The 19,461-nt window shown below is 44.6% G+C and carries 16 protein-coding genes; 6 read left to right on the forward strand and 10 right to left on the reverse strand.

Translation table 11 applies throughout. The features are described 5' to 3' along the window. Positions 1 to 182: 182 nt before the first annotated feature. Together QUA83_RS09525 and QUA83_RS09530 are read left to right on the forward strand one after the other, a co-directional pair. Positions 183 to 2,144 (forward strand): serine/threonine-protein kinase, encoded by a 1,962-nt coding sequence (locus QUA83_RS09525; RefSeq protein ID WP_333292759.1) that lies wholly within the window; start codon positions 183 to 185, stop codon positions 2,142 to 2,144. A gap of 82 nt (positions 2,145 to 2,226) precedes the next feature. After that, positions 2,227 to 3,501: a serine/threonine-protein kinase gene (locus QUA83_RS09530; RefSeq protein ID WP_333292760.1), complete on the forward strand. Its 1,275-nt coding sequence runs from the start codon at positions 2,227 to 2,229 to the stop codon at positions 3,499 to 3,501. On the opposite strand, the gene QUA83_RS09535 is transcribed toward QUA83_RS09530, so the two are convergent. The 3 genes from QUA83_RS09535 to cynS form a co-directional block, all read right to left on the reverse strand. Then, a complete protein-coding gene (locus tag QUA83_RS09535) occupies positions 3,493 to 4,098 on the reverse strand; it encodes a type IV pilin-like G/H family protein (protein ID WP_333209921.1) in 606 nt (201 codons plus the stop codon). The genes QUA83_RS09530 and QUA83_RS09535 overlap by 9 nt on opposite strands. 55 nt (positions 4,099 to 4,153) lie before the next feature. After that, the gene (gene clpX, locus QUA83_RS09540) at positions 4,154 to 5,536 is read right to left on the reverse strand and encodes an ATP-dependent protease ATP-binding subunit ClpX (RefSeq protein ID WP_333292762.1); all 1,383 of its coding nucleotides are present in this window, start codon (positions 5,534 to 5,536) and stop codon (positions 4,154 to 4,156) included. Positions 5,537 to 5,763: 227 nt separating this feature from the next. Next, positions 5,764 to 6,207, reverse strand: coding sequence for a cyanase (gene cynS, locus QUA83_RS09545; protein WP_333221371.1), 444 nt, complete (start codon positions 6,205 to 6,207; stop codon positions 5,764 to 5,766). 455 nt (positions 6,208 to 6,662) lie between these two features. On the opposite strand from cynS, the gene QUA83_RS09550 reads away from it, so the two are divergent. Together QUA83_RS09550 and QUA83_RS09555 are read left to right on the forward strand one after the other, a co-directional pair. Continuing rightward, a complete protein-coding gene (locus tag QUA83_RS09550) occupies positions 6,663 to 7,007 on the forward strand; it encodes a slr1659 superfamily regulator (protein ID WP_333292763.1) in 345 nt (114 codons plus the stop codon). Between the two features lie 147 nt (positions 7,008 to 7,154). Further along, a complete protein-coding gene (locus QUA83_RS09555; RefSeq protein ID WP_333292765.1) occupies positions 7,155 to 9,293 on the forward strand; it encodes an ATP-binding protein in 2,139 nt (712 codons plus the stop codon). Between the two features lie 591 nt (positions 9,294 to 9,884). Here the strand turns inward: QUA83_RS09555 and QUA83_RS09560 are convergent. Further along, a complete protein-coding gene (locus QUA83_RS09560; RefSeq protein ID WP_333292767.1) occupies positions 9,885 to 10,142 on the reverse strand; it encodes a hypothetical protein in 258 nt (85 codons plus the stop codon). A gap of 102 nt (positions 10,143 to 10,244) precedes the next feature. Here QUA83_RS09560 and QUA83_RS09565 point away from each other — a divergent pair, with 102 nt between their 5' ends. Further along, the gene (locus tag QUA83_RS09565; RefSeq protein WP_333292769.1) at positions 10,245 to 12,830 is read left to right on the forward strand and encodes a PAS domain S-box protein; all 2,586 of its coding nucleotides are present in this window, start codon (positions 10,245 to 10,247) and stop codon (positions 12,828 to 12,830) included. A 93-nt stretch (positions 12,831 to 12,923) separates the two neighbouring features. On the opposite strand, the gene QUA83_RS09570 is transcribed toward QUA83_RS09565, so the two are convergent. Together QUA83_RS09570 and QUA83_RS09575 are read right to left on the reverse strand one after the other, a co-directional pair. Next, positions 12,924 to 13,385 carry a VOC family protein gene (locus tag QUA83_RS09570; protein WP_333292792.1) on the reverse strand — a complete coding sequence of 154 codons (462 nt, stop codon included), beginning with the start codon at positions 13,383 to 13,385 and terminating at the stop codon, positions 12,924 to 12,926. 60 nt (positions 13,386 to 13,445) lie between these two features. Further along, positions 13,446 to 14,588, reverse strand: coding sequence for a transposase (locus QUA83_RS09575; protein ID WP_333292771.1), 1,143 nt, complete (start codon positions 14,586 to 14,588; stop codon positions 13,446 to 13,448). A 51-nt stretch (positions 14,589 to 14,639) separates the two neighbouring features. On the opposite strand from QUA83_RS09575, the gene tnpA reads away from it, so the two are divergent. Continuing rightward, complete coding sequence (gene tnpA / locus QUA83_RS09580) at positions 14,640 to 15,041, forward strand: IS200/IS605 family transposase (protein WP_333292773.1); 402 nt, start codon at positions 14,640 to 14,642, stop codon at positions 15,039 to 15,041. A 531-nt stretch (positions 15,042 to 15,572) separates the two neighbouring features. On the opposite strand, the gene QUA83_RS09585 is transcribed toward tnpA, so the two are convergent. The 4 genes from QUA83_RS09585 to QUA83_RS09600 form a co-directional block, all read right to left on the reverse strand. After that, a complete protein-coding gene (locus tag QUA83_RS09585) occupies positions 15,573 to 16,058 on the reverse strand; it encodes a glutathione peroxidase (protein WP_333292775.1) in 486 nt (161 codons plus the stop codon). Between the two features lie 290 nt (positions 16,059 to 16,348). Further along, entirely contained in the window at positions 16,349 to 17,242 is an 894-nt protein-coding gene (locus QUA83_RS09590; RefSeq protein ID WP_333292777.1) for a DUF2382 domain-containing protein, read from the reverse strand. Positions 17,243 to 17,458: 216 nt separating this feature from the next. Further along, complete coding sequence (locus QUA83_RS09595) at positions 17,459 to 18,319, reverse strand: DUF2382 domain-containing protein (RefSeq protein ID WP_333292779.1); 861 nt, start codon at positions 18,317 to 18,319, stop codon at positions 17,459 to 17,461. Positions 18,320 to 18,921: 602 nt separating this feature from the next. Further along, positions 18,922 to 19,452, reverse strand: a complete 531-nt coding sequence (locus QUA83_RS09600; protein ID WP_333292781.1) for a DUF1499 domain-containing protein — start codon at positions 19,450 to 19,452, stop codon at positions 18,922 to 18,924. Positions 19,453 to 19,461 lie beyond the last annotated feature (9 nt).

The following is a 19,461-nucleotide window of genomic DNA, read 5'->3' on the forward strand; positions in this document are numbered from 1 at the left end:
CTTGCCTGTTGCTGACAGGATATAACCCCTCCAAAAAAAAATAACTCTTTGTGGAACAGGCATCTTACCTGTTGCTGACAGGATATAACCCCTCCAAAAAAAATAACTCTTTGTGTAACAGCCATCTTGCCTGTTAATGACTGGCTAGAAGCCCCTCCCACAATAACATTTCTACAAACTATATGAACGCCTTCCCCGATTTTTCCACTCACGGCTATCAGATTGAAAAAGAACTCGGACACAACAGTCTCGGCGGCAGAGTTACATACTTAGCTAAAAATACGAATACTCAAAAAATAGTTGTAATTAAGCAATTTCAATTCGCTCAATTAGGTGCTAGCTGGGCAGAATACGAAGCTTACGAACAAGAAATTAAAGTTTTGCAAAATCTGGATTTTCCGGGCATTCCCCGCTATTTGGATTCTTTTCAAACTGACAGCGGTTTCTGCATGGTGCAGGAATACAAAAATGCCGAATCTGCTGTAGCGCGGAGTTTTTCGCCGCCGGATATAAAAGAAGTTGCGATCGCAACTTTAGAGATTTTAGTTAACCTGCAATCTCAGAAACCGCCGATAATTCACCGCGACATTAAACCAGAAAACTTGTTAATAGATGACGAACTCAATGTTTATTTAGTAGACTTCGGTTTTGCTCGGCTAGGAGGTGGAAATATCGCGGCTAGCAGCGTTGTCAAAGGTACGATGGGATTCATGCCGCCGGAGCAAATGTTTAACAGGAAATTAACAAAAGCCTCCGATCTTTACGGCTTGGGGATAACGCTAATTTGCTTGTTAAGTGGTACGAAATCTGCGGATGTCGGTAATTTAGTTGATGCCAATTATGGCATTCATTTCCGGCATTTAGTGCCACCATTGCAGCAGGGTTGGATGAATTGGTTGGAGAGGATGGTAGCGCCGAGATTGCAAGACAGATATCCATCGGCGGCAGATGCTTTAACTGCGCTAAAATCTTTGGATGTCAGCAGCTTGCCGAAAGTGAGAATTGAGCGCGATCGCATTCAATTCATCGCCACAGAATATGGAGAAAAAGTAACACAAATCGTTACCGTTAGCAACCCTATTCCGGATACAATTTTAGCCGGTCGATGGGAAGTTGCACCGCACCCGAACGATCCGCCACATACTCCTTACGACCACCCTTACATCTCCTTTGAACCGCAGAAATTTGAGGGCAATGAGGTTAGGTGCAAAATAACGGTAGATACGAGCAAATTGCTAGCAAGTAAAACTTATCATCGCCAGATGATACTCCACGTTAATTCCGATCCAAATACCCATGAAATTGAGATTCAAGTTAAAACTGCTCCTCTTCCCGAACCAAAGCAAATGCCATATTTGTTTAAAGATAGAGGGAGTTTTATGTTTGTGTTTATCTGCCTCGGTTGGCTGCTAAGCAACCCGATGGATCGAGGGATGTTTTTCACGTTAATAGCTGTGCTACTTTCGGGTTTTGCAGCAGCAGAAAAGATGCTCTATACAGAAAAAGAAAAGACGCTCTATACAAAAGTAAATAAAACTGCAAATGGGTTTCAATCTGTCTTAGGAGCCACTTTAGGGATTACAACAATATTTCTGGCATCGACTACTTTTTTATCAGTTATTGGTAGTAGTTTTGGTAATAGTACGGGTCAAGAAATCGCTTTACTTTTTTGTTTGGTGATTGCAGCTATAGTTGGTGCTTCAGGTTGTGTTGAGAAGAGTAGGAGTTTGACAATCCTGGCATTTCTAGCTTGTGGACTTTTGAGTGTCTTTTATTTACCGACGAGTATAGTAGTGACATTTGTGCTCTTTGTTACTAATTTGGGTTGTTTTAAGGTAGTTTATACCTTAGCTAAAGCCAGGAGTTACGAACAGATTAAAAGAGGCTTTTTTAAGAAAGATGCTGTAGCAATCGCATTTCTCACCGCTGGATTTTACATCAGTTTAGGAGCCGTATTTCAACGCTACTTAAGCGTGGCAAATGAGATGGAATCGATCGAACCCTTAAAAGTTTTAGTTTTAGCAGCAAGTGCGACTGCCCCTCTCCTCGTCACCGCTATTCCATTACTTTACTTGATTGTTCTTAAAAGAAACAGAATGATTGCTGCCTACCGCAAATCCAAGCCATATTTGATTAAACCATAATCAACCGTTCCTACTAATAACTTTTGTTTGGATTTTCAAAAATTTTAAATACTGAAGTCATTACTACAAACCTGACAAATTTATGGACGCTTTTCCTGACTTTTCTAACTACGGTTATCAAGTAACTCGCCAACTCGGACACAATCGCGCCGGCGGGAGAGTTACCTATCTCGCTACCGAAATTAATACGCAACGTTCCGTCGCTGTTAAACAATTTCAATTTGCCCAAACAGGCGCTAATTGGGCTCAATATCAAGCGTGCGAACAAGAAATTAAGATTTTGCGAGAACTGGATCATCCCAATATTCCCCGCTATTTAGATTCCTTCCAAACTGCATCGGGTTTCTGCATGGTTCAGGAATACAAAAATTCCGATTCTCTCGCTATTTTGTGCCAGCTAACACCGCAGCGAACCAAGCAAATTGCTATCTCTGTTTTAGAAATACTCAAATACTTGCAAAACCGCGTTCCTCCAGTTATTCACAGAGATTTAAAACCGGAAAATATCTTGGTGGACGATCGCCTGAATGTCAGCCTTGTCGATTTTGGATTTGCTAGAATCGGCGGGGGAGAAGTGGCCGCCAGCAGCGTTGTTAAAGGCACTTTGGGCTTTATGCCACCAGAACAAATGTTCAATCGGCAGCTAACTGTTGCATCGGATTTATATAGTCTCGGCGCAACGCTAATTTGCTTGCTAATCGGCATCCATTCTACTGAAATTGGCAGCTTGATGGACGATACGGGGCGGATTAATTTTAAACCTCGGTTGCCGCAGCTAACTCCAGAATTTCTTGACTGGTTGCAAAAAATGGTGGAACCTAATTTTAAACACCGTTATCCTTCCGCAGATGCGGCCTTAAATGCTTTGATTCCCCTCCAAGTAGTTCAGCAGCGTAACAACTTAAAACCGGTATTGATATCAGTCGGAGTATTAACAGCAATTTCGGCTATTTTTATTCCGCTTTTTTGTAAATCTCCCGAACCTCAAACAGCAGTAGATATCCCACGAGTAATCAACTTAGAAAATTTTAACCCTAAGACTCAAGTAATGTTAACTGACGAATTAGAATCAACGAAACTTAGGAATGTTTGGTCTTTGAAGAAAAACAAAAAAGTCTATTTTGCTGTAAGTGCTGCTAACTTGCCAGAAGGAGAATATAGAAGTTATTGTAAGGTTGTCAACCCTCAAGGACTATTGGCAGCCCAAAGTCAATCTTATTTAAGAACGACGGGGGATGGATTAAATACTTGGTGTTGGTACACTTTTCAAAAGGATGACAAGCCGGGAAATTGGAAGTTTGAATTTTACTTAGAGGGTGAAAGAGTGGCGCAAAATAGTTTCAAGGTCTTACCTTAAGATAGTTGTTCCGGGCTGGCAGTGAATTTCTTTGCCGTCAAAAGTTGGCGGATTCCAAGTTTCTGCATAACTTGCATTAATTCGATCGCTCTCGCAAATTGCAGCAATAGTTGTTATAATATTGCTACCCTTTTCTTTAAAAGCAAATACTGCGCCAGTGTAGGATTTCTCCATGCTCCTCATATCATTAGGTTGGGCAATCGCGATCGCGCTTTCAAATTGTGCTGGTTTGCGGTGATTGTGCCTAGTTTGAACCGGGCCCATTGATGAGACGAGAGTGTAATAATAGTTATTGGTCTGTTCTTTAATTCCAATACTCAATTTTCCAATGGAATCGCTAAATTGACCGTATTCTGCATAGTAAGCTTGCTGCGCTCTATTGATGCTTGAAATATATTGTATGGCTTCAAAAAAATTCTTACCCCTTGACGGGGACGGGGGCGGGACGATCGTATTGAGTGGGAAATTGTACCATGACGCCATGATGCCAGCCACAACCGCGCTGTAAATTGCAATCCTCGGCAGCAAACTGGATACTGGCAATCTCGATTTTTTACTGGCTTTAGCTACATTGACTGACATTTTTTTAACTGTCATAAAGTAAATTTGCCAAGCTTGTAGGGTGCGCCACAAGCACCCTACAGATTATAAATTATGCAGTTTCGTGCTGTTTGTGCCATGCGGGATGCCACAGCAATTCAGCAGTCGATCGCTTCTCGACCATTTCAGGAGTAATCATACAGTTAGCCACATCCTTGCGAGAAGGCAACTCGTACATCACATCCAGCATTAACTCTTCTAAAATGCTGCGGAGAGCTCTCGCGCCAGTTTTGCGTCGATAGGCCTCCTGGGCGATCGCCCGCAGCGCTTCCGGCTGGAATTCCAACTCCACGCTGTCCATCTTCAACAGCTTTTGATACTGCTTCACCAGCGCATTCCGGGGCTCGGTCAATATCTGCATCAAAGCTGCTTCATCCAGCGGCGAAATCACCGTCACCACCGGTATCCGCCCCACAAACTCAGGAATCAAACCAAACTTGACTAAATCGTCCGGCTGAACCTGCTGCAAAATATCAGCCGCCCGCTTGTCTTTAGCCGGCAAAGTTGAGTTGCTGTCGCTTTCTGTTGGCTGAATAAAGCCCAAGGATTTTTTACCCAAACGCTGTTCAACTATTTTTTCCAAACCGACAAAAGCACCGCCACAAATAAATAGAATTTTGCTAGTGTCAACTTGAATAAAATCTTGGTAAGGATGTTTGCGGCCGCCTTGCGGGGGAACATTAACCACTGTTCCTTCCAACATTTTTAGCAGCGCTTGCTGCACTCCTTCTCCCGATACATCCCTCGTGATCGAAGTGTTTTCGCTTTTGCGAGCAATCTTGTCAATTTCATCAATATAAATAATGCCCCGCTGCGCCGCTTCGACATCAAAATCGGACATTTGCAACAGCCGCAGCAAGATATTTTCTACATCGTCGCCGACATATCCAGCTTCTGTCAGTGTCGTCGCATCGGCTACCGCAAACGGCACTTCGAGCATTTGCGCCAAACTTTGCGCTAACAAAGTTTTGCCACAACCTGTGGGCCCGACTAGCAGGATGTTGGATTTTTGCAGTTCTACATCGCTGTCAGGGGAAGGCTTCTCGCTATCTTTAGCTTGGTCAACGCTCAAGCGCTTGTAGTGGTTATAAACTGCTACAGAAAGAACTTTTTTTGCTGAATGCTGGCCGATGACGTGGTTGTCTAAATGCTGCTTAATTTCTGTCGGTTTCGGAATTTGAGCTAAAACAATTTTCGATTTATTCGATCGACCCGGACGCCGCGTTCCTTGTCCCTGAGACTCTCGCACCTCTGACTGGGGAATCTGTTGACCAATTGTTTTACTGGAGTCAAAGAACTCCTCCTCTAAAATTTCATTGCACAGTTCCACGCATTCATCGCAAATGTATACGCCGGGCCCAGCTATTAACTTGCGGACGTACTCTTGCGACTTGCCGCAAAAGGAGCATCTGAGATGGGAGTCATATTTTGACATATTTGCCTCTTAATTTACGGTTGCGGTTGCTTGTTTCGACTGGGGAAGTTGCCGCAGGAGCGACCTTAGCTTTGCCCTAGAAGGGTTTCCCGATCGGACACCCAAGCCAGTCAAGCTTCGCGATCTCTATTTCTAAGTTAACACTTTTGAGGCTTTAGTCATTAGTCACGAGTCATTCGAGCAAATTTGAATTTTTCATTTTCACTTGAAAATAAAGCCGCAGGGGCTTACCATTTTTTGTATTCCAAAAATTTTCCCGACATAATTATTTTCACTCGATCGCCTTTTGGGTCTGCTTCTTTCTCGACATCCAAAGTAAAGTCGATCGCGCTCATAATCCCGTCACCAAATTTTTCGTGAATCACTGCTTTGAGTGGCATCCCGTAAACCTGCATAATTTCATAGAAACGATAAATCAGCGGATCAACCGGAACCGATGCCTCCAAAGAACCTTTTAACGGAGGTTCACAGAGAACCGCACCCGTCTCGCTATCTAGTCCCAAAGCCGAGACAATTTTCTCGGCTTCATCTTCTGATGCGGTAGCTTGACGGTAAATAACCGCCGCAATCCAAACTTCGTCGCGCCCCAAAACTTTTTCCAAATCTGCAAAACTAATTCCCTTAGCTTTTTTAGCGGCCAAAAGCTTTTCTGTAATTCCTGAAATTGCCATTAAATATTCTCCCCTTCACTTCAGTGTCAGATGTGCAATATCTCTCACATTTTGGCGATTTTGTCAATACCAATTTGAGAAAATAAATCGAATTGATAGCTGGGAACTTCAGCAAAAGTTGGTCTTGTCAACCCCCACAACTCATACAATTTGAGATTTGAGATTTGAGATGTTAGATTGGCAATGACTGATGACTACCAGGGTTGAGAGCTAGTCAACAGTTGCACTCTTTTTGCCAACTGGTATCACAACTGACACAACTGATAAATCCTAAAATAACTCATAACTGCCCTGTGGCAATGGTACAGTTGGCAGTATATGTAATAAAAGTTACACACGCAACGGCCTTCGGCATTCGGCAAACGGCTGAAGTTTGATCCTGCTAGCCTGAAGCTCAATCCTCGATCACGCAGCCAAAGCGCCTTTACCACTCAAAACCGGCAACTGACAAAAGTATGGAGATTCAGACCAAAGATTACACGATCCAGTACGATCGCGCTACGCAAACAGTCACCTGTAGCGGATCGTTCCGACTCAGCCAGGTGGAAGAATACGCACCGATCGTCGATCTGCTCAACGAAGTGGCTGACTCCTCGCCAAACACGGTGACTCTAGACTTGCGAAAGCTAGAATTTTTAAATAGTTCTGGAATTAATATTTTCTCAAAATTTGTGATCAAAGTGCGCCAGCAAAAAAATATTCAAATCGCCATCAAAGGTTCTAAACAGATCCCCTGGCAGATAAAATCCCTGAAAAACTTGCAGCGGCTGATGCCTTCCTTGCACTTAGAATTGGAATAATAACGAAAAAGGTAAACAGGAATCCCCGGCTAAGTGCCAGAACCAGGATGAGGGTGGCTGAAGTTAATCGGAATAAGTCATAGTTAAACTAGCACAAAACCCTAAAAAACTTCAGAACCGACTAAAAATTACCAATTTTCAATTGCTATGCAGGAAGAACCATCGACAGAACAGCTACTTTTCGACGTTCAGCGGCTGAGTGCGGAACTTGAAAACTTGAAGCGCGAAAAGGTTGACCTAGAACTTTTGCTGGAGACTACCACCGAACATTCAGATACGATGGAAGCTCACTTGCTGAGCAAAGCTCAGTTGGCGCTGCGTTCAAGCGAAGAGCAGTTTCGGGCGATCGCCTCGGCAACTCCCGTGCCGATATTAGTTTCTCGCCTCTGTGACGGCTTGATTATGTATGCGAACGCTCAATTGGCTTCTCTCCTGAACATACCCCTAGAAAAATTGATCGGCTGCAGCACTCCAGACTTTTACTTCAACCCCGCCGATCGCCCAAAGGTACTTGAGGAACTTGCTAAAGAGGGATACCTCCAAAACTACGAAATCCACTGCAAAAAATCAGACGGCACCGCTTTCTGGGCGATGATCTCGGTTCAGTCGCTGGTGTTTAACGGGCAGCAGACGGCATTGTGCGCCTTGTACGACCTCACCCAGCGCAAGGAAGCAGAACAAACCCTCCAAGAGAGCGAAAAGCGTCTCCGCCGCCAGAGTTTGGCTTTGTTGCAGCTAGGTAGGCAGAGGACTCTCAACAGCGGTGCGCTGAATGTGGGAATTCGCGAAATTACCGAGGCTGCTGCCCGGACTTTGGATGTGGAAAAAGTCAGCGTCTGGCTTTACAACCATGGAAGATTTGGAAATCGCTACCCCAGCGATCCCCAGCTAAATTTTACGGAGAGAGTGCTCGCCCACAACCAAACAGAGCCACTCGATACAGAGGCCGCTGCCCCAGAGCAACACGAGGGAGTTAATCATTCTAAGTTTAAAATCCCCAACCTCAAATTAGTTTGTCTCGACGTGTACGATCGCACCCAGGAGAATCATTTGAGCCGGGACTCCATATCGGCAAGCGATTTAAATTTATCCATTTTAGATGTTGAAGGCGACGCACCGGGCGAAAATTTGCGATCGGACAATGGTTTAGAACCGACGACAAAGACTCAAAACTCTCTACAAACAAATTTGTCCGACTCATCTTCCCTAGCCGAACATTCCGATGTGCTGCCAAATGCCAGCAAGCCGAATTCATCCATATTAAATGTAGCAATTAGGCTCGGCGGCCAGATCGTGGGCATCCTCTCTCTCGAACATATCGGCGCCCCCCGCCAGTGGGCTCTGGAGGAGCGCACCTTCGCTGATTCTTTGGCAAATTTGGTAGCACTGGCGATCGAAGGATTTGAGCGCCAGCGGGCTCAGGAAGCCCTTTCCAAAGCCAAAGCGCAACTAGAAATGACCGTCGATCAGCGCACCGCTCAACTCACCGCCGCCAATAAACTGCTCCGCATCGAAATTGCCGAGCGCAAAAGAGCCGAAATAGCCTTGCAAGAAGCCTTACACAAAGCTGAAGCAGCTTCGAGAGCTAAAAGCACTTTTTTAGCCAATATGAGCCACGAGCTGCGAACGCCGCTCAACGCGATTATCGGTTACAGCGAAATGCTACAAGAAGAAGCACGGGACTCGGGACTCGAAGAAATCATTCCCGATACCCAAAAAATTTATAACGCCGGCAAACACTTGCTGACTTTAATTAACGATATTCTCGACCTTTCTAAGATAGAAGCCGGTCGGATGGAGCTTTATTTAGAAAAATTTGACCTCAGTAATTTAATAGAAGAAGTCGTTGCAACTTTGCACCCTTTGGTCGAAAAAAATCACAATCAATTGCAAGTTTCTTGCTCGGAAAATTTGGGAGTGATGTATGCAGATTTGACTAAAGTCCGGCAAATTCTGTTTAATTTGCTCTCGAATGCCCTGAAGTTTACCGAAGGTGGAACGGTGCTGTTGAGCGCGACTCGCGAACCAGCAGGCGACAGCGATTGGGTTTATTTGCAGGTATCTGATACGGGGATTGGAATGTCGGCAGAACAGCAGCAGGGTTTGTTTCAACCTTTTATTCAAGGGGACGCTTCGACTACTCGCAAGTACGGCGGCACCGGTTTAGGATTGGCCATTAGCCGCTTGTTTTGCCAGATGATGGGCGGCGATATTACTGTTGAGAGTGAGTTGGATGTTGGCTCTACTTTTACTGTTCATTTAAAGACAAAAGTTGAGATTAGTTAGAAGCAAATTGGGCAACTAGCAATGTAGGGGATTTAAGGGATTTAACGGGTGGGGGTTTTGCCAGGAATTGTGTACCGGATTTAAGGGATTTAACGGAGGGCAAAAGATGGAATAATTCCCCCATTACCTATTCCCCCATTACTAATTACCCATTACCAATTACCCATTCCCTTTTTAATTGTGACACCGATCGCGATCGACCTCTGTTGTCGATCACACAGTAGCATTTTTTTTCAGCCTAGAATACCTATATTATTCCAAGATTGTCCTGCAGGCACGATCGGGCGCCTCGCTGCATTCACAAGTCCCACCTCAACCTAATTAAGGCGGTGGGGGGTTGCTTCCAGAAAGGCAATTTGGTAAAAGTAATGCTATGGTCGCGAAGCAGTAGAAGGCAAAAGTTAACAGGAAATCAGGAAGTTTCAAAAGTCTCTGGACGCAGAAACATAATTCTGCTTTTTGCCTTCATACTGCTTCTACGGGCGAGATAGCATTGCTGCTGAAAGCAATGCACAATTTCTCAGAATCAAAGGAGTGCATCTACATGATTAAACCTTGCAGTCAACCGCTAAAAATAAACCCTTTTACTTGTTATCGCGATCCGGCTACAGGCAGGTGGACTACTGTAGTTACAAGTGTTCCAAACACTTGCGAAACAGACTCTAGTTTAAAAGCAGAAGCCGAAGGCGAAAACGAAGGTAAAGCAGAAACGATCCTTTCTGCTTCGCCTGCTGTCTCGGTGTCGAAAAAAGTTCTTTCCTTCTCCGTGCCTCCGTTTAAACACCGTGCCAAAAAATCTGCTGTTAGTGTCAGCAGGTAGCTATCGCAGGGGTCTAATCTAGTTTCCACGGTTAGTCCCCGGCGATCGTCAAACCAAACAAAACAAACTTATCCATAGCCTAAACTGCCAAAAAGCGATATACTGGCAGCAAACTTTCTCCTTCAATATTCGTGAAGTATTTGCTCGCTCGCTGCCTCCACTTTGTATGGACAGACCGACCAATTCGCCAGCGGGGAACAATCATCGTTGCTATCCCCATTATTTTTCTGTTTGCTTCGCTGCTAGCAATTGCACGCCTCCGGCAGATTACCATACAGATAAGAGAGCGAGCAGATACTAATAGGGCAATACTTCAGGAAACTAACCGCTTGTTAACCCTCGTGGTGGATGCGGAAACGGGCATTCGAGGTTACGGGTTGACGAAGCGCCGCGCATTTCTCTCACCCTACTTAGAAGCCAAGAAGAGTTTGCCTCCGCTGCTGGCTGAACTCAAGGTTATGGTTCAAGAAAACAAAGTGCAAGCTCAGCGATTTGAAGATATAAAAAAAAGTACCGAACAGCATATAAATTTCTTGCAAAACACTTTGAATAAGCTCGACAGTTCGGCAACAAGCGTGCAGTCGCCGGAAATAATTGAGGTGTTCACTCAAGGCAAAGTGAGGAGGGATAACCTTCGCGCAAAAATTAATGTGTTTGCTAATGCCGGCGAAGCCTACCAGAAAGCTCTAGATCAGCAAAGACGGGGTTTGATAGATTTCACTAATTTTGTGCAAGTTGGTGGTTTGCTTTTCGGCTGTTTGGGCGCCGGGGCTTCCTGGTATTTATTTGATGGTTTAGAGAAGGAATTGAGGAAGCGGGAAGCCGGCTTGGAAGAAAGTAAAAGTCGCATTCAAGCTGTGGTAGACAATGCGGCTGACGGGATTATTACTTTGGACGCACGGGGAAATATTGAGTCTTTTAATAGGGCAGCAGAAAAGATTTTTGGCGAGAAAGCCGATCGAATAATTGGCTCTAACCTGCGGCGACTGATCGCTCAACCGCAGCCGTACAGCAGCGTGGGAGATTATTCGGTCGAATATTTTGTGTTACATCCAGATACTACCCTGAAGACTTACCAGCAAGAAACAGTTGGAATTCGCCACGACGGAACTAAGTTTCCGATGGAGTTAGCTATCAGCGAAATGCGTCTGGCAAATCAACACTTGTTTATTGCGATTTGCCGCGATGCCAGAGGACGGAAACAAGCTGAAGAAACTCTGCACAAGCAAGCACAAATGCTGGATTTGGCCAACGATACGATCGCGGTACTAGACTTGAATGGGGCGATTTCTTATTGGAATTTGGGGGCGAAGTGGCTCTACGGGTGGCGGAAGTCGCAAGCAGTAGGAAAAAACATTCACAAGCTTTTACAAACAGAATGGGCCCAACCTTTTGAGGTAATTCAAAAAGTATTTTTCGAGAAGGGTTCTTGGCAAGGAGAACTGGTGCGAACTAAGAAAGACGGGACAAAAATAACGGTGGCAAGCCGATGGACGTTGCAGTACGACGATCAAGATCAACCGGTTGCTATTTTGGAAATCAGCAACGATATTAGCGATCGCAAACGCTCAGAAATTGCTTTAGCCCAAAGCGCCCAACGGTTTCGCGCTACTTTTGAGCAGGCGGCAGTCGGCATGGTTCAAGCGAGTGTGGAAGGCAAATTTTTGTTAGTCAATCAAAAACTTTGCGATATTTTGGGCTACAGCAGGCAAGAATTGGTTGAGAAAAGATTTCAGGAGATTACTTGGCCTGGAGATTTGGCAAGTGAACTGGAACTTGTGCGCCAATTGTTAGCAGGAGAAATTGAAAATTTCTCTCTGGAAAAGCGCTACATCCGCAAAGACGGAGAGTTGGTGTGGGCAAACTTAACGGTTTCGCTGCTGCGAGAAGAAAATGGCACTCAATTTCTGATGAGTGTGGTAGAAGATATTAGGGATCGCAAACAAGCGGAGGAATCGCTGCGGTTGCGCGCTCAAGAATTGAGGTTGACAGCCCAAAATCTGGCTCAAACGACGAATAGTTTAAGAAAGCGGAATCAAGAATTAGACCAATTTGCTTATGTAGTTTCTCACGATTTGAAAGCGCCACTCAGGGCGATCGCAAATCTCAGCAGTTGGATAGAAGAAGACCTCAGCGAGTCGATGACAGAGGAGACTCTGCACCAAATGAACCTGCTGCGCGGCAGAGTTCACAGGATGGAAGCTTTGATTGAAGGACTGCTGCAATATTCCCGCGTCGGACGTATTAAAGTAGCTTCAGAAATGGTAAAAGTTGAGAATTTATTAGCCGAAATTATTGATTCGTTGGCGCCACCGTCTGGATTTGAGGTGAAAGTTGAACCGGGAATGCCAACTTTGGTGGCAGAAAGATTGCTGTTGCAGCAGGTTTTTTCTAATTTAATTAGCAACGCAATTAAGCACAACCGAGCTGAATCCGGTCACGTAAAAATCTCGGTTAAAGAGTTAGATGATTTTTACGAGTTTTCTGTAGAGGATGACGGGCCGGGAATTGATCCTCAATATCACGATAAAGTTTTTGTAATTTTTCAGACATTGGAAGCTCGCGATAAAGTTGAAAATACTGGGATTGGTTTGTCGTTGGTGAAAAAAATTGTCGAAGGTCAAGGGGGCAGTATTTCCATCGAATCTGCCGAAGGTGAGGGAGCAACTTTTCGGTTTACTTGGCCGAAGCAACCTATTAGCCAAGACGGAACATAAAACAACTCTAAAGGTAGGATGTTTACGGATTACCGCAATCCAAAGAGTAAATGTAGGGTGCAGACGGACTACGGAGAACCCGATAGCGAGTGTTTAAACTGGATCACAACGGATTTCGATGATAAATCCATCAGGATCGTAAAAGTAAATGCCGCGTCCTGTAGCGCGAGTGACGGGGCCGCTATCGATCGCAATTTGATTTGACTTTAGCACTTCCAGAGCGCGATCGAACAAATCCGGCTCGATATCGAAGGCTAAGTGGTTGGCGCGGGTAAAAGCTTTCTCCGGGTCGGGGTTTGGCGGTTCCAAGTCGGGCTGCCAAAATAAGTCAATAACAGTACCGTCTGGGGTGACAAAATTAGCGACTTTACCAGCGGCTACCATTTCTGTTAAAGTTGCGGGAATTTCTGCACCCGTTAGTTCGTGCAGACCGAGAATTGTACCGTAGAAGTGGCGGGAAGCTTTCATGTCGCGCACGTTTAAAGCGATATGGTGAACGCGGCGCAAATTCCCCGGCGCGAGGACAATTTTGACGTTGTTTTCGGTAGTTTGCATGATTTTGAAATACTCACGGGCCTGAAGGCGCGGTGATTCTTGACGCTTCATAGGGTTCTGCTAACCGTTGCTAGTCTGACAATCCCTCTGCGCCCGTTTAGAGTCGTGGCAATTCCCCATCCCGACTTGAGCTATATTCTTAGAAGCATTTTGATCTCTATCTTGTTCAGTACCACAACTGGGACAAAGCACTGAACGAACAGACAGATCAATCTTGCCCCATTTAAAACCACAATCCGCACAAACTTGGCTAGTAGGTTCCCACCTACTAATTACTTGAAACTCTCTGCCAAACTTTTCAGATTTGGCATCACAGAGAGTCCTAAACTCCCTCCATCCTTGCTGACTGATCGCTCTTGAGAGTTTCCGGTTTTTCACCATCCCTGACACGTTTAAATCTTCCAAAATAATCACTTGGTTTTCGTTGACCACTTTGGTTGACAGCTTGTGTATAAAATCTATACGGGTGTCGGCAATGCGGTTGTGCAATTTGGCAATATTGATTCGTGTTACGTTTCTCCTTTTAGAGTCTTTCGGTTGGCGAGCTAATTTGCGTTGAAGTTTACGGATTTTCCGGTCTATTTTTTTATAGCAGGGACTTTCAGCTTTTTCGCCATTGCTCATCACTGCAAAGGTTTTTATTCCCAAGTCGATGCCGATACTTGGGTTTTTCGCCTCAGACTGAATTGGCTGAACTTCTACTACACAACTTAGGAAATAACGATTCGCACAATCTTTGATTACTGTGACAGAGGTAGGTTCAGATGGGAGGCATCTTGACCATATTGGGTTAACAATACCGATCTTGGCTAAATAAATACCGCCGTTTTTTAGAGAAAAGCCTCCAATTCTAAATCGAGCCGACTGGCTATTTGTTCTTTTTTTGAACTTAGGATAACCCACTTTACGACCTTTCCGCTTTCCTTTACAGGAGTCGAAGAAGTTCTTGAAAGCTGTTTCCAAGTCCGCTACAGATTGCTGTAGAGGAATATTGGAGACTTCGCTTAGCCAAGCTCTTTCTTCGGTCTTTTTCGCTTGGGTTATCACGATTTTTTGCAGCTCAGCCGAACTTGGCTTTTTTTCAGACTGATTGCAGAGGGCTAGACTATCGTTCCAGACTACTCGAACGCAGCCAAACAACTGAGCCAAGCTCTGTTGCTGTTGACTGGTTGGATAAAATCTGTACCGGAATCTCGCCTTCATGGTTATATTGATATTGGTCTGTAGAATTGATTATATATTGGTTTGCAAGTAATGACAACTCTTTACCGCCGCGAGCGCCATTCTGTTACAGAACTTAAAATGCACTTGGTCTGCATAACAAAATATCGTCGGTCTGTATTTACGAGTGAAAGCCTTGATTTGATTGAAAAATCATTTCGAGATGTAGCCCAAAGAATGAATTTTCAAGTGCTAGAGTTCAATGGCGAAGGCGATCATGTTCATGCGCTGATTGAATATCCGCCTAAATTGTCGATTTCTCAAATAGTTAACGCATTGAAAGGCGTTTCCAGTCGTCGCTACGGACAGGCTGGACACAAGAAGCCCCATAAAGAGGCATTGTGGAGTCCTAGCTATTTTGCTGTTTCTGTAGGAGGTGCACCTTTAGAAGTTCTGAAGGAGTATATTAGAAATCAAGAAAAGCCGTCCTTCTAGGACGGGGCTTCTATCCCATTTTTTTGGTCAATTGCGACTGTTAAAATTGAATGTTTTTAGATTTATTCTAATCGTGCACTGGAAAATAAACGTTTTAAGTGGGTAGTGAGGAATTCATCGGGGCCCAGAAACCGGGTTTTTTACCTTGGGTGCGGTCTACAAGGCGTTTTTTCGTAAAAAAAACCGGTTTCTAAACAATTGTGCGTAAGTCCTAGTATTGTTATTTTTCTTTAGGAAACGATGCCATGCCTACAAATAGCATGGCAAGACCACCTGCCAGAATGGCGAAGGCAAGTAAACCTACCACTAAATCTAATCCCGATGTATTTTCCATTAAATTAAACTGTTCTCCAATTAAATACAATCATCGGTATTTGTTCATGGTTGAGTGCTTGCAAACAATGGGGAAGAGCAGAAAAAAATTATCTTTCAACTTACTATAAAAAAAGCATAATTAATTTTTTCCCTCTTCCCTAAACCTCCATCCGTTAAATCAGTTAAATCCTGTACACAGCTTAGTTGCTGAACTTCTTATTTTGCCAATTCTCGATCGATAGCAGCGATCAGTTCGGGCGAATCGGGACCAACACTGCTGCGGAATCTGGCAACCACTTCACCCTGTTTGCTAACTAAGAATTTCTCAAAATTCCACGAAACCTCACCCTTGGGATCGACTGCACTCGTAAGCTTAGCGTACAGCGGGTGCTGCTGAGTGCCTTTAGCGCGTACTTTGTCAAATAATTCAAAGGTGACGCCGTATTTTGTAGTACAGAAATTGACGATTTCTGGGTTACTTCCGGGTTCTTGACCTCCGAAGTCGTTACAGGGAAATCCTAAAACACGGAGTCCAGCCGCGCTGTACTTCTTACTCAATTCTTCGAGCCCTTTGTATTGAGGTGTATAGCCACATTGGGAAGCTACATTAACTATCAAGAGTACCTTGCCAGCGTACTCTCCTAGCTGCTTGTCTTCGCCTGCGATCGTTTTTACTTTAATGTCGGAGATTGTGCTGGGCATTTTCAAATACTTTTAAATTTGACCACCACGATTTTACCGCAAGTCGGTACAATTTTGTCTAGAGGCCGATCGCTAAAAATTTCCAGATCCCGGTCGCGGCGGGTTTACGCATCTTGCGCTTATATTATAGATATTGGTTAAGCCGCCCCTACCAAAATTACGGTTAATTTACCGAACCCGATCTTAGTAGATGGCGGTGAACATTCTCCCCAGCACGACTCGCCACAGTCCGCTCTTAGATTTAAGTTTCTCGCTAAGAGCTAGAATCTACACCGAAAAAAACGAATATTTTAACTCTCTGAATGGTGTTCCGTCATCCATTTTTGGTAAGTATCCTCAAGTTGCTTGTCTTCGAGAACGAGTTCGAGGCGGACTTTGACGCAACCGTGACGGGGTTGAGAGGCGATCGAATTTAAGATTTTGCTAGCTTTCTGCACAGAGGTAAATTCAGCCTTAACTGTCGGTTCTTGGCGATCGCTCTTAATCTCCGTCAAATCTATACCGGTGATGTTTCCCTCACCTAAATCTATTTCTGCCAACACCTTCGGATCGTCGCCGACTTGTTCGACAATCAACTTTTCCCACTGGATGGGTACTTGTACCATCCGAGTTTCAATTTCTTTACGCACTATGACTTCGCCGACTTTGCGCTTGCTGCGATTGATCACCAATCGTTCTTCTAGCAGGCGAATTACTTCTTGATCGACAATATCGAAGTTTTCCTCATCCTGATCTGTCTCCCAATTTGCATCTGTGCGATCGGCATCTGTTAGATTTGACATAACTGTTGAGGGATTTGTTAATTCACGGTTGCTAAATTCACTATCCGGTTCAGAGGCATTTTCTAAATACGGAGGCCCGCCATTTGCCGAAACTACTGGTAGCAGATCGACTTGATCCGAATTAATAGTTACAAACAGCGCTTTCTGGTGATAATCGACTTTTTTGAGCAGCTTAACACTTAATAAAAAAATGCGGGTATTTTCGCTGCCTAGCCCAGCCACCACAAAGTTTAACTGACCTTTAGCATCAAAATAGACATCTTTAACTTTGCCTACCAAGTGACCTTGGTTGTCTTTGACGGTAAAACTTTTTAGCTTAGTTCTGACTTTTTCAGGCACCCGGTTGAGACGGGTTATTGATTTGGCAGTTGCGATCTTTTCTGCTGATGCTTGACCGTTCATTTTTTAAACTTTCCTGCTTAGGGATTTTTATTATGAATTGGTAAGGGGAAATTGGTAAAGGCGGGGAAAGTGCATAAACGTTGCCAAAACTAGACAAGTTTTGTACCCCCCCGCCACTCACATAGGAATTGCGCGCCACCAATTCAATCAAACCTGCGCGCTGACAGAATTATGTCATTAAGGCGCAATTCCTATGCAATAGCTGTTGCGGTTGGTTTAGATCTTTTTATTTTTATTATCTACAACCGCAGTTCCATCAGTCTTAACCTCTAATTCTTCACGACGCAAGGTTTCTTCGCCTTCAACCGTGCTGCGAACAACTTCTTTTCTGACGTTGACTTCTTCCCGGACGAAAGCTTCCTTGTGAATGTCGGCCGTTTCTTCGTAGACTTCCATGCGTGCAACTTCCCCAGATTGGAAGTCAGCCTCACCGACTGAAACTACTCGACCCGCTTCTACCGGGGTTACTCGATCGATTACAACTCGTTCTTTTTCAATGGGTACTGAAGCTCGCGCTGTTTCAGTTTCCACGCGCTTGCCAACGGCTACTTCGCCTGTTTTTGCGCGGTGTTTGTTGGCAATCAAGCGTTCTTCATAAAGCTTGAGATTTTGGTGCTGCTGTTCGTTGGTTTCGTAGAGGGGGCGGTCGATATCGTAGCTGTAGCTGCTGCGATCGTAGCTAGCAGGAGTTGCAGTGCTGGCAGCGGCAGTTCCTTGATTGCGGTAAACGCCTCTTACCTCTTCTTCGCGATCGTAATCTATTGTTTCTAATTCATTGTAAGCCGGCAATTGTTCTGCTTGAGCTTTGTTGCGAAGACCTGTGGCGTGGACGCGACGGGCTCCGTAGTCGAAGCGGGCAGAGCCGATTGGCAACAATACTTTTTTGCCAAAAATCCAAATACCGGTATCAATTACCAGATAGCGAAAACGACCACTGTCATCAACCAAAGCGTCATAAACCGTGCCTACTTTTTCATCTGAGTCGCCAGCATAAACATCAAATCCCTTGATGTCGTCTCCAGCAAAGATTTCTTCCTGATAATTAGGATAAAAGTCTGCTAATTTTTGAAGTGCCATGTGTTTTTTCCTCTTTGCTCTACTTAAATTAATAGTAGAAATTAATTCGCTAACTTCCCTCTCCCTAAAGTCAGAAGTGTATAATTTAGGTTGTTTAATACTATAGGAATACTACGGCATCTCTTTTTCTGTGCTAGCGCGCTCAGCTATTTTAAAGATTGTAAAACTCTACAATCGTCAATCTTATAACAAGTATTAAAACTCAAAGCCAACCGTAGGGACAAGGCATTGCGGTGTCCTACTCCCCTTGCAGGAGACTCCTTTGCTCTGTGCCTACTGTTAATAATTGTTAACTAGGTAGTGACAAATCAACATTACATAGTAATAGACAAAAATCAAATCCCCTCATCTTGTAGGAGAGGGCAGGGCTGTTTTATTCTCAGGGAAATCATGGTTTTGTAGGGGTAGCGCCCCCGTGCCTACCCCCTCCACGGACGTGGGGAAATCATGGTTTTGTAGGGGTAGCGCCCCCGTGCCTACCCCCTCCACGGAATCCGGGAATCGGTGTTTCAAATATCGGGGCAACCACGGGGGGTTTGCCCCTACGGATAATGAAACCGCCCTGTAGGAGAGGGGCTTCAGGAAAGCTAGAAATTTTAAGTTCAGAGTTGATTGAATTGAGTTCTGATAGCTTCTATCCGACTGCGGTTAACTCCTAAATCCGACTGTCCCAGACGGGAAGCCGATCGCACATGAATGACTTTTGCTCCATCATCTACCAAAAATTCAACGTCATCAACAAACCCCATCAAAGCACTGGTGAACTCCGCATACAGGTAATTATCAGTTGCCGTGATAACTTTAGTTTTTCCATAAGACTCGATTACCCCTTTGAGCTTTACCATCGCTTCACTCTGGGACGAAGTGTATGCCAAAGGCTCAATTTTGTGTTGGGCATCTTGACTGAAGCTGCTGACGCAGTTGGGGGAATTCGGGCACGCTGCGAGTTTTCCTGACTGAATCCCGATATTGGCAGGTCTGGTTCCAGCAAACATTGTTTTTTCTCCGGGTATAGCGATAAAAGTAGCGATCGACAGTACCGCTACTGCTAGCAGTGATATTAAAATAACCAGGACTTTTTTCCATACTGTCGGCGATTTTGTTTCAACTGTTTGCAAAGGATTAGCCCTCATGAAAGTATA

The sequence above is a fragment of the Microcoleus sp. K1-B1 genome (genome assembly GCF_036704705.1).
Classification (GTDB): Bacteria; Cyanobacteriota; Cyanobacteriia; order Cyanobacteriales; family Microcoleaceae; genus Microcoleus.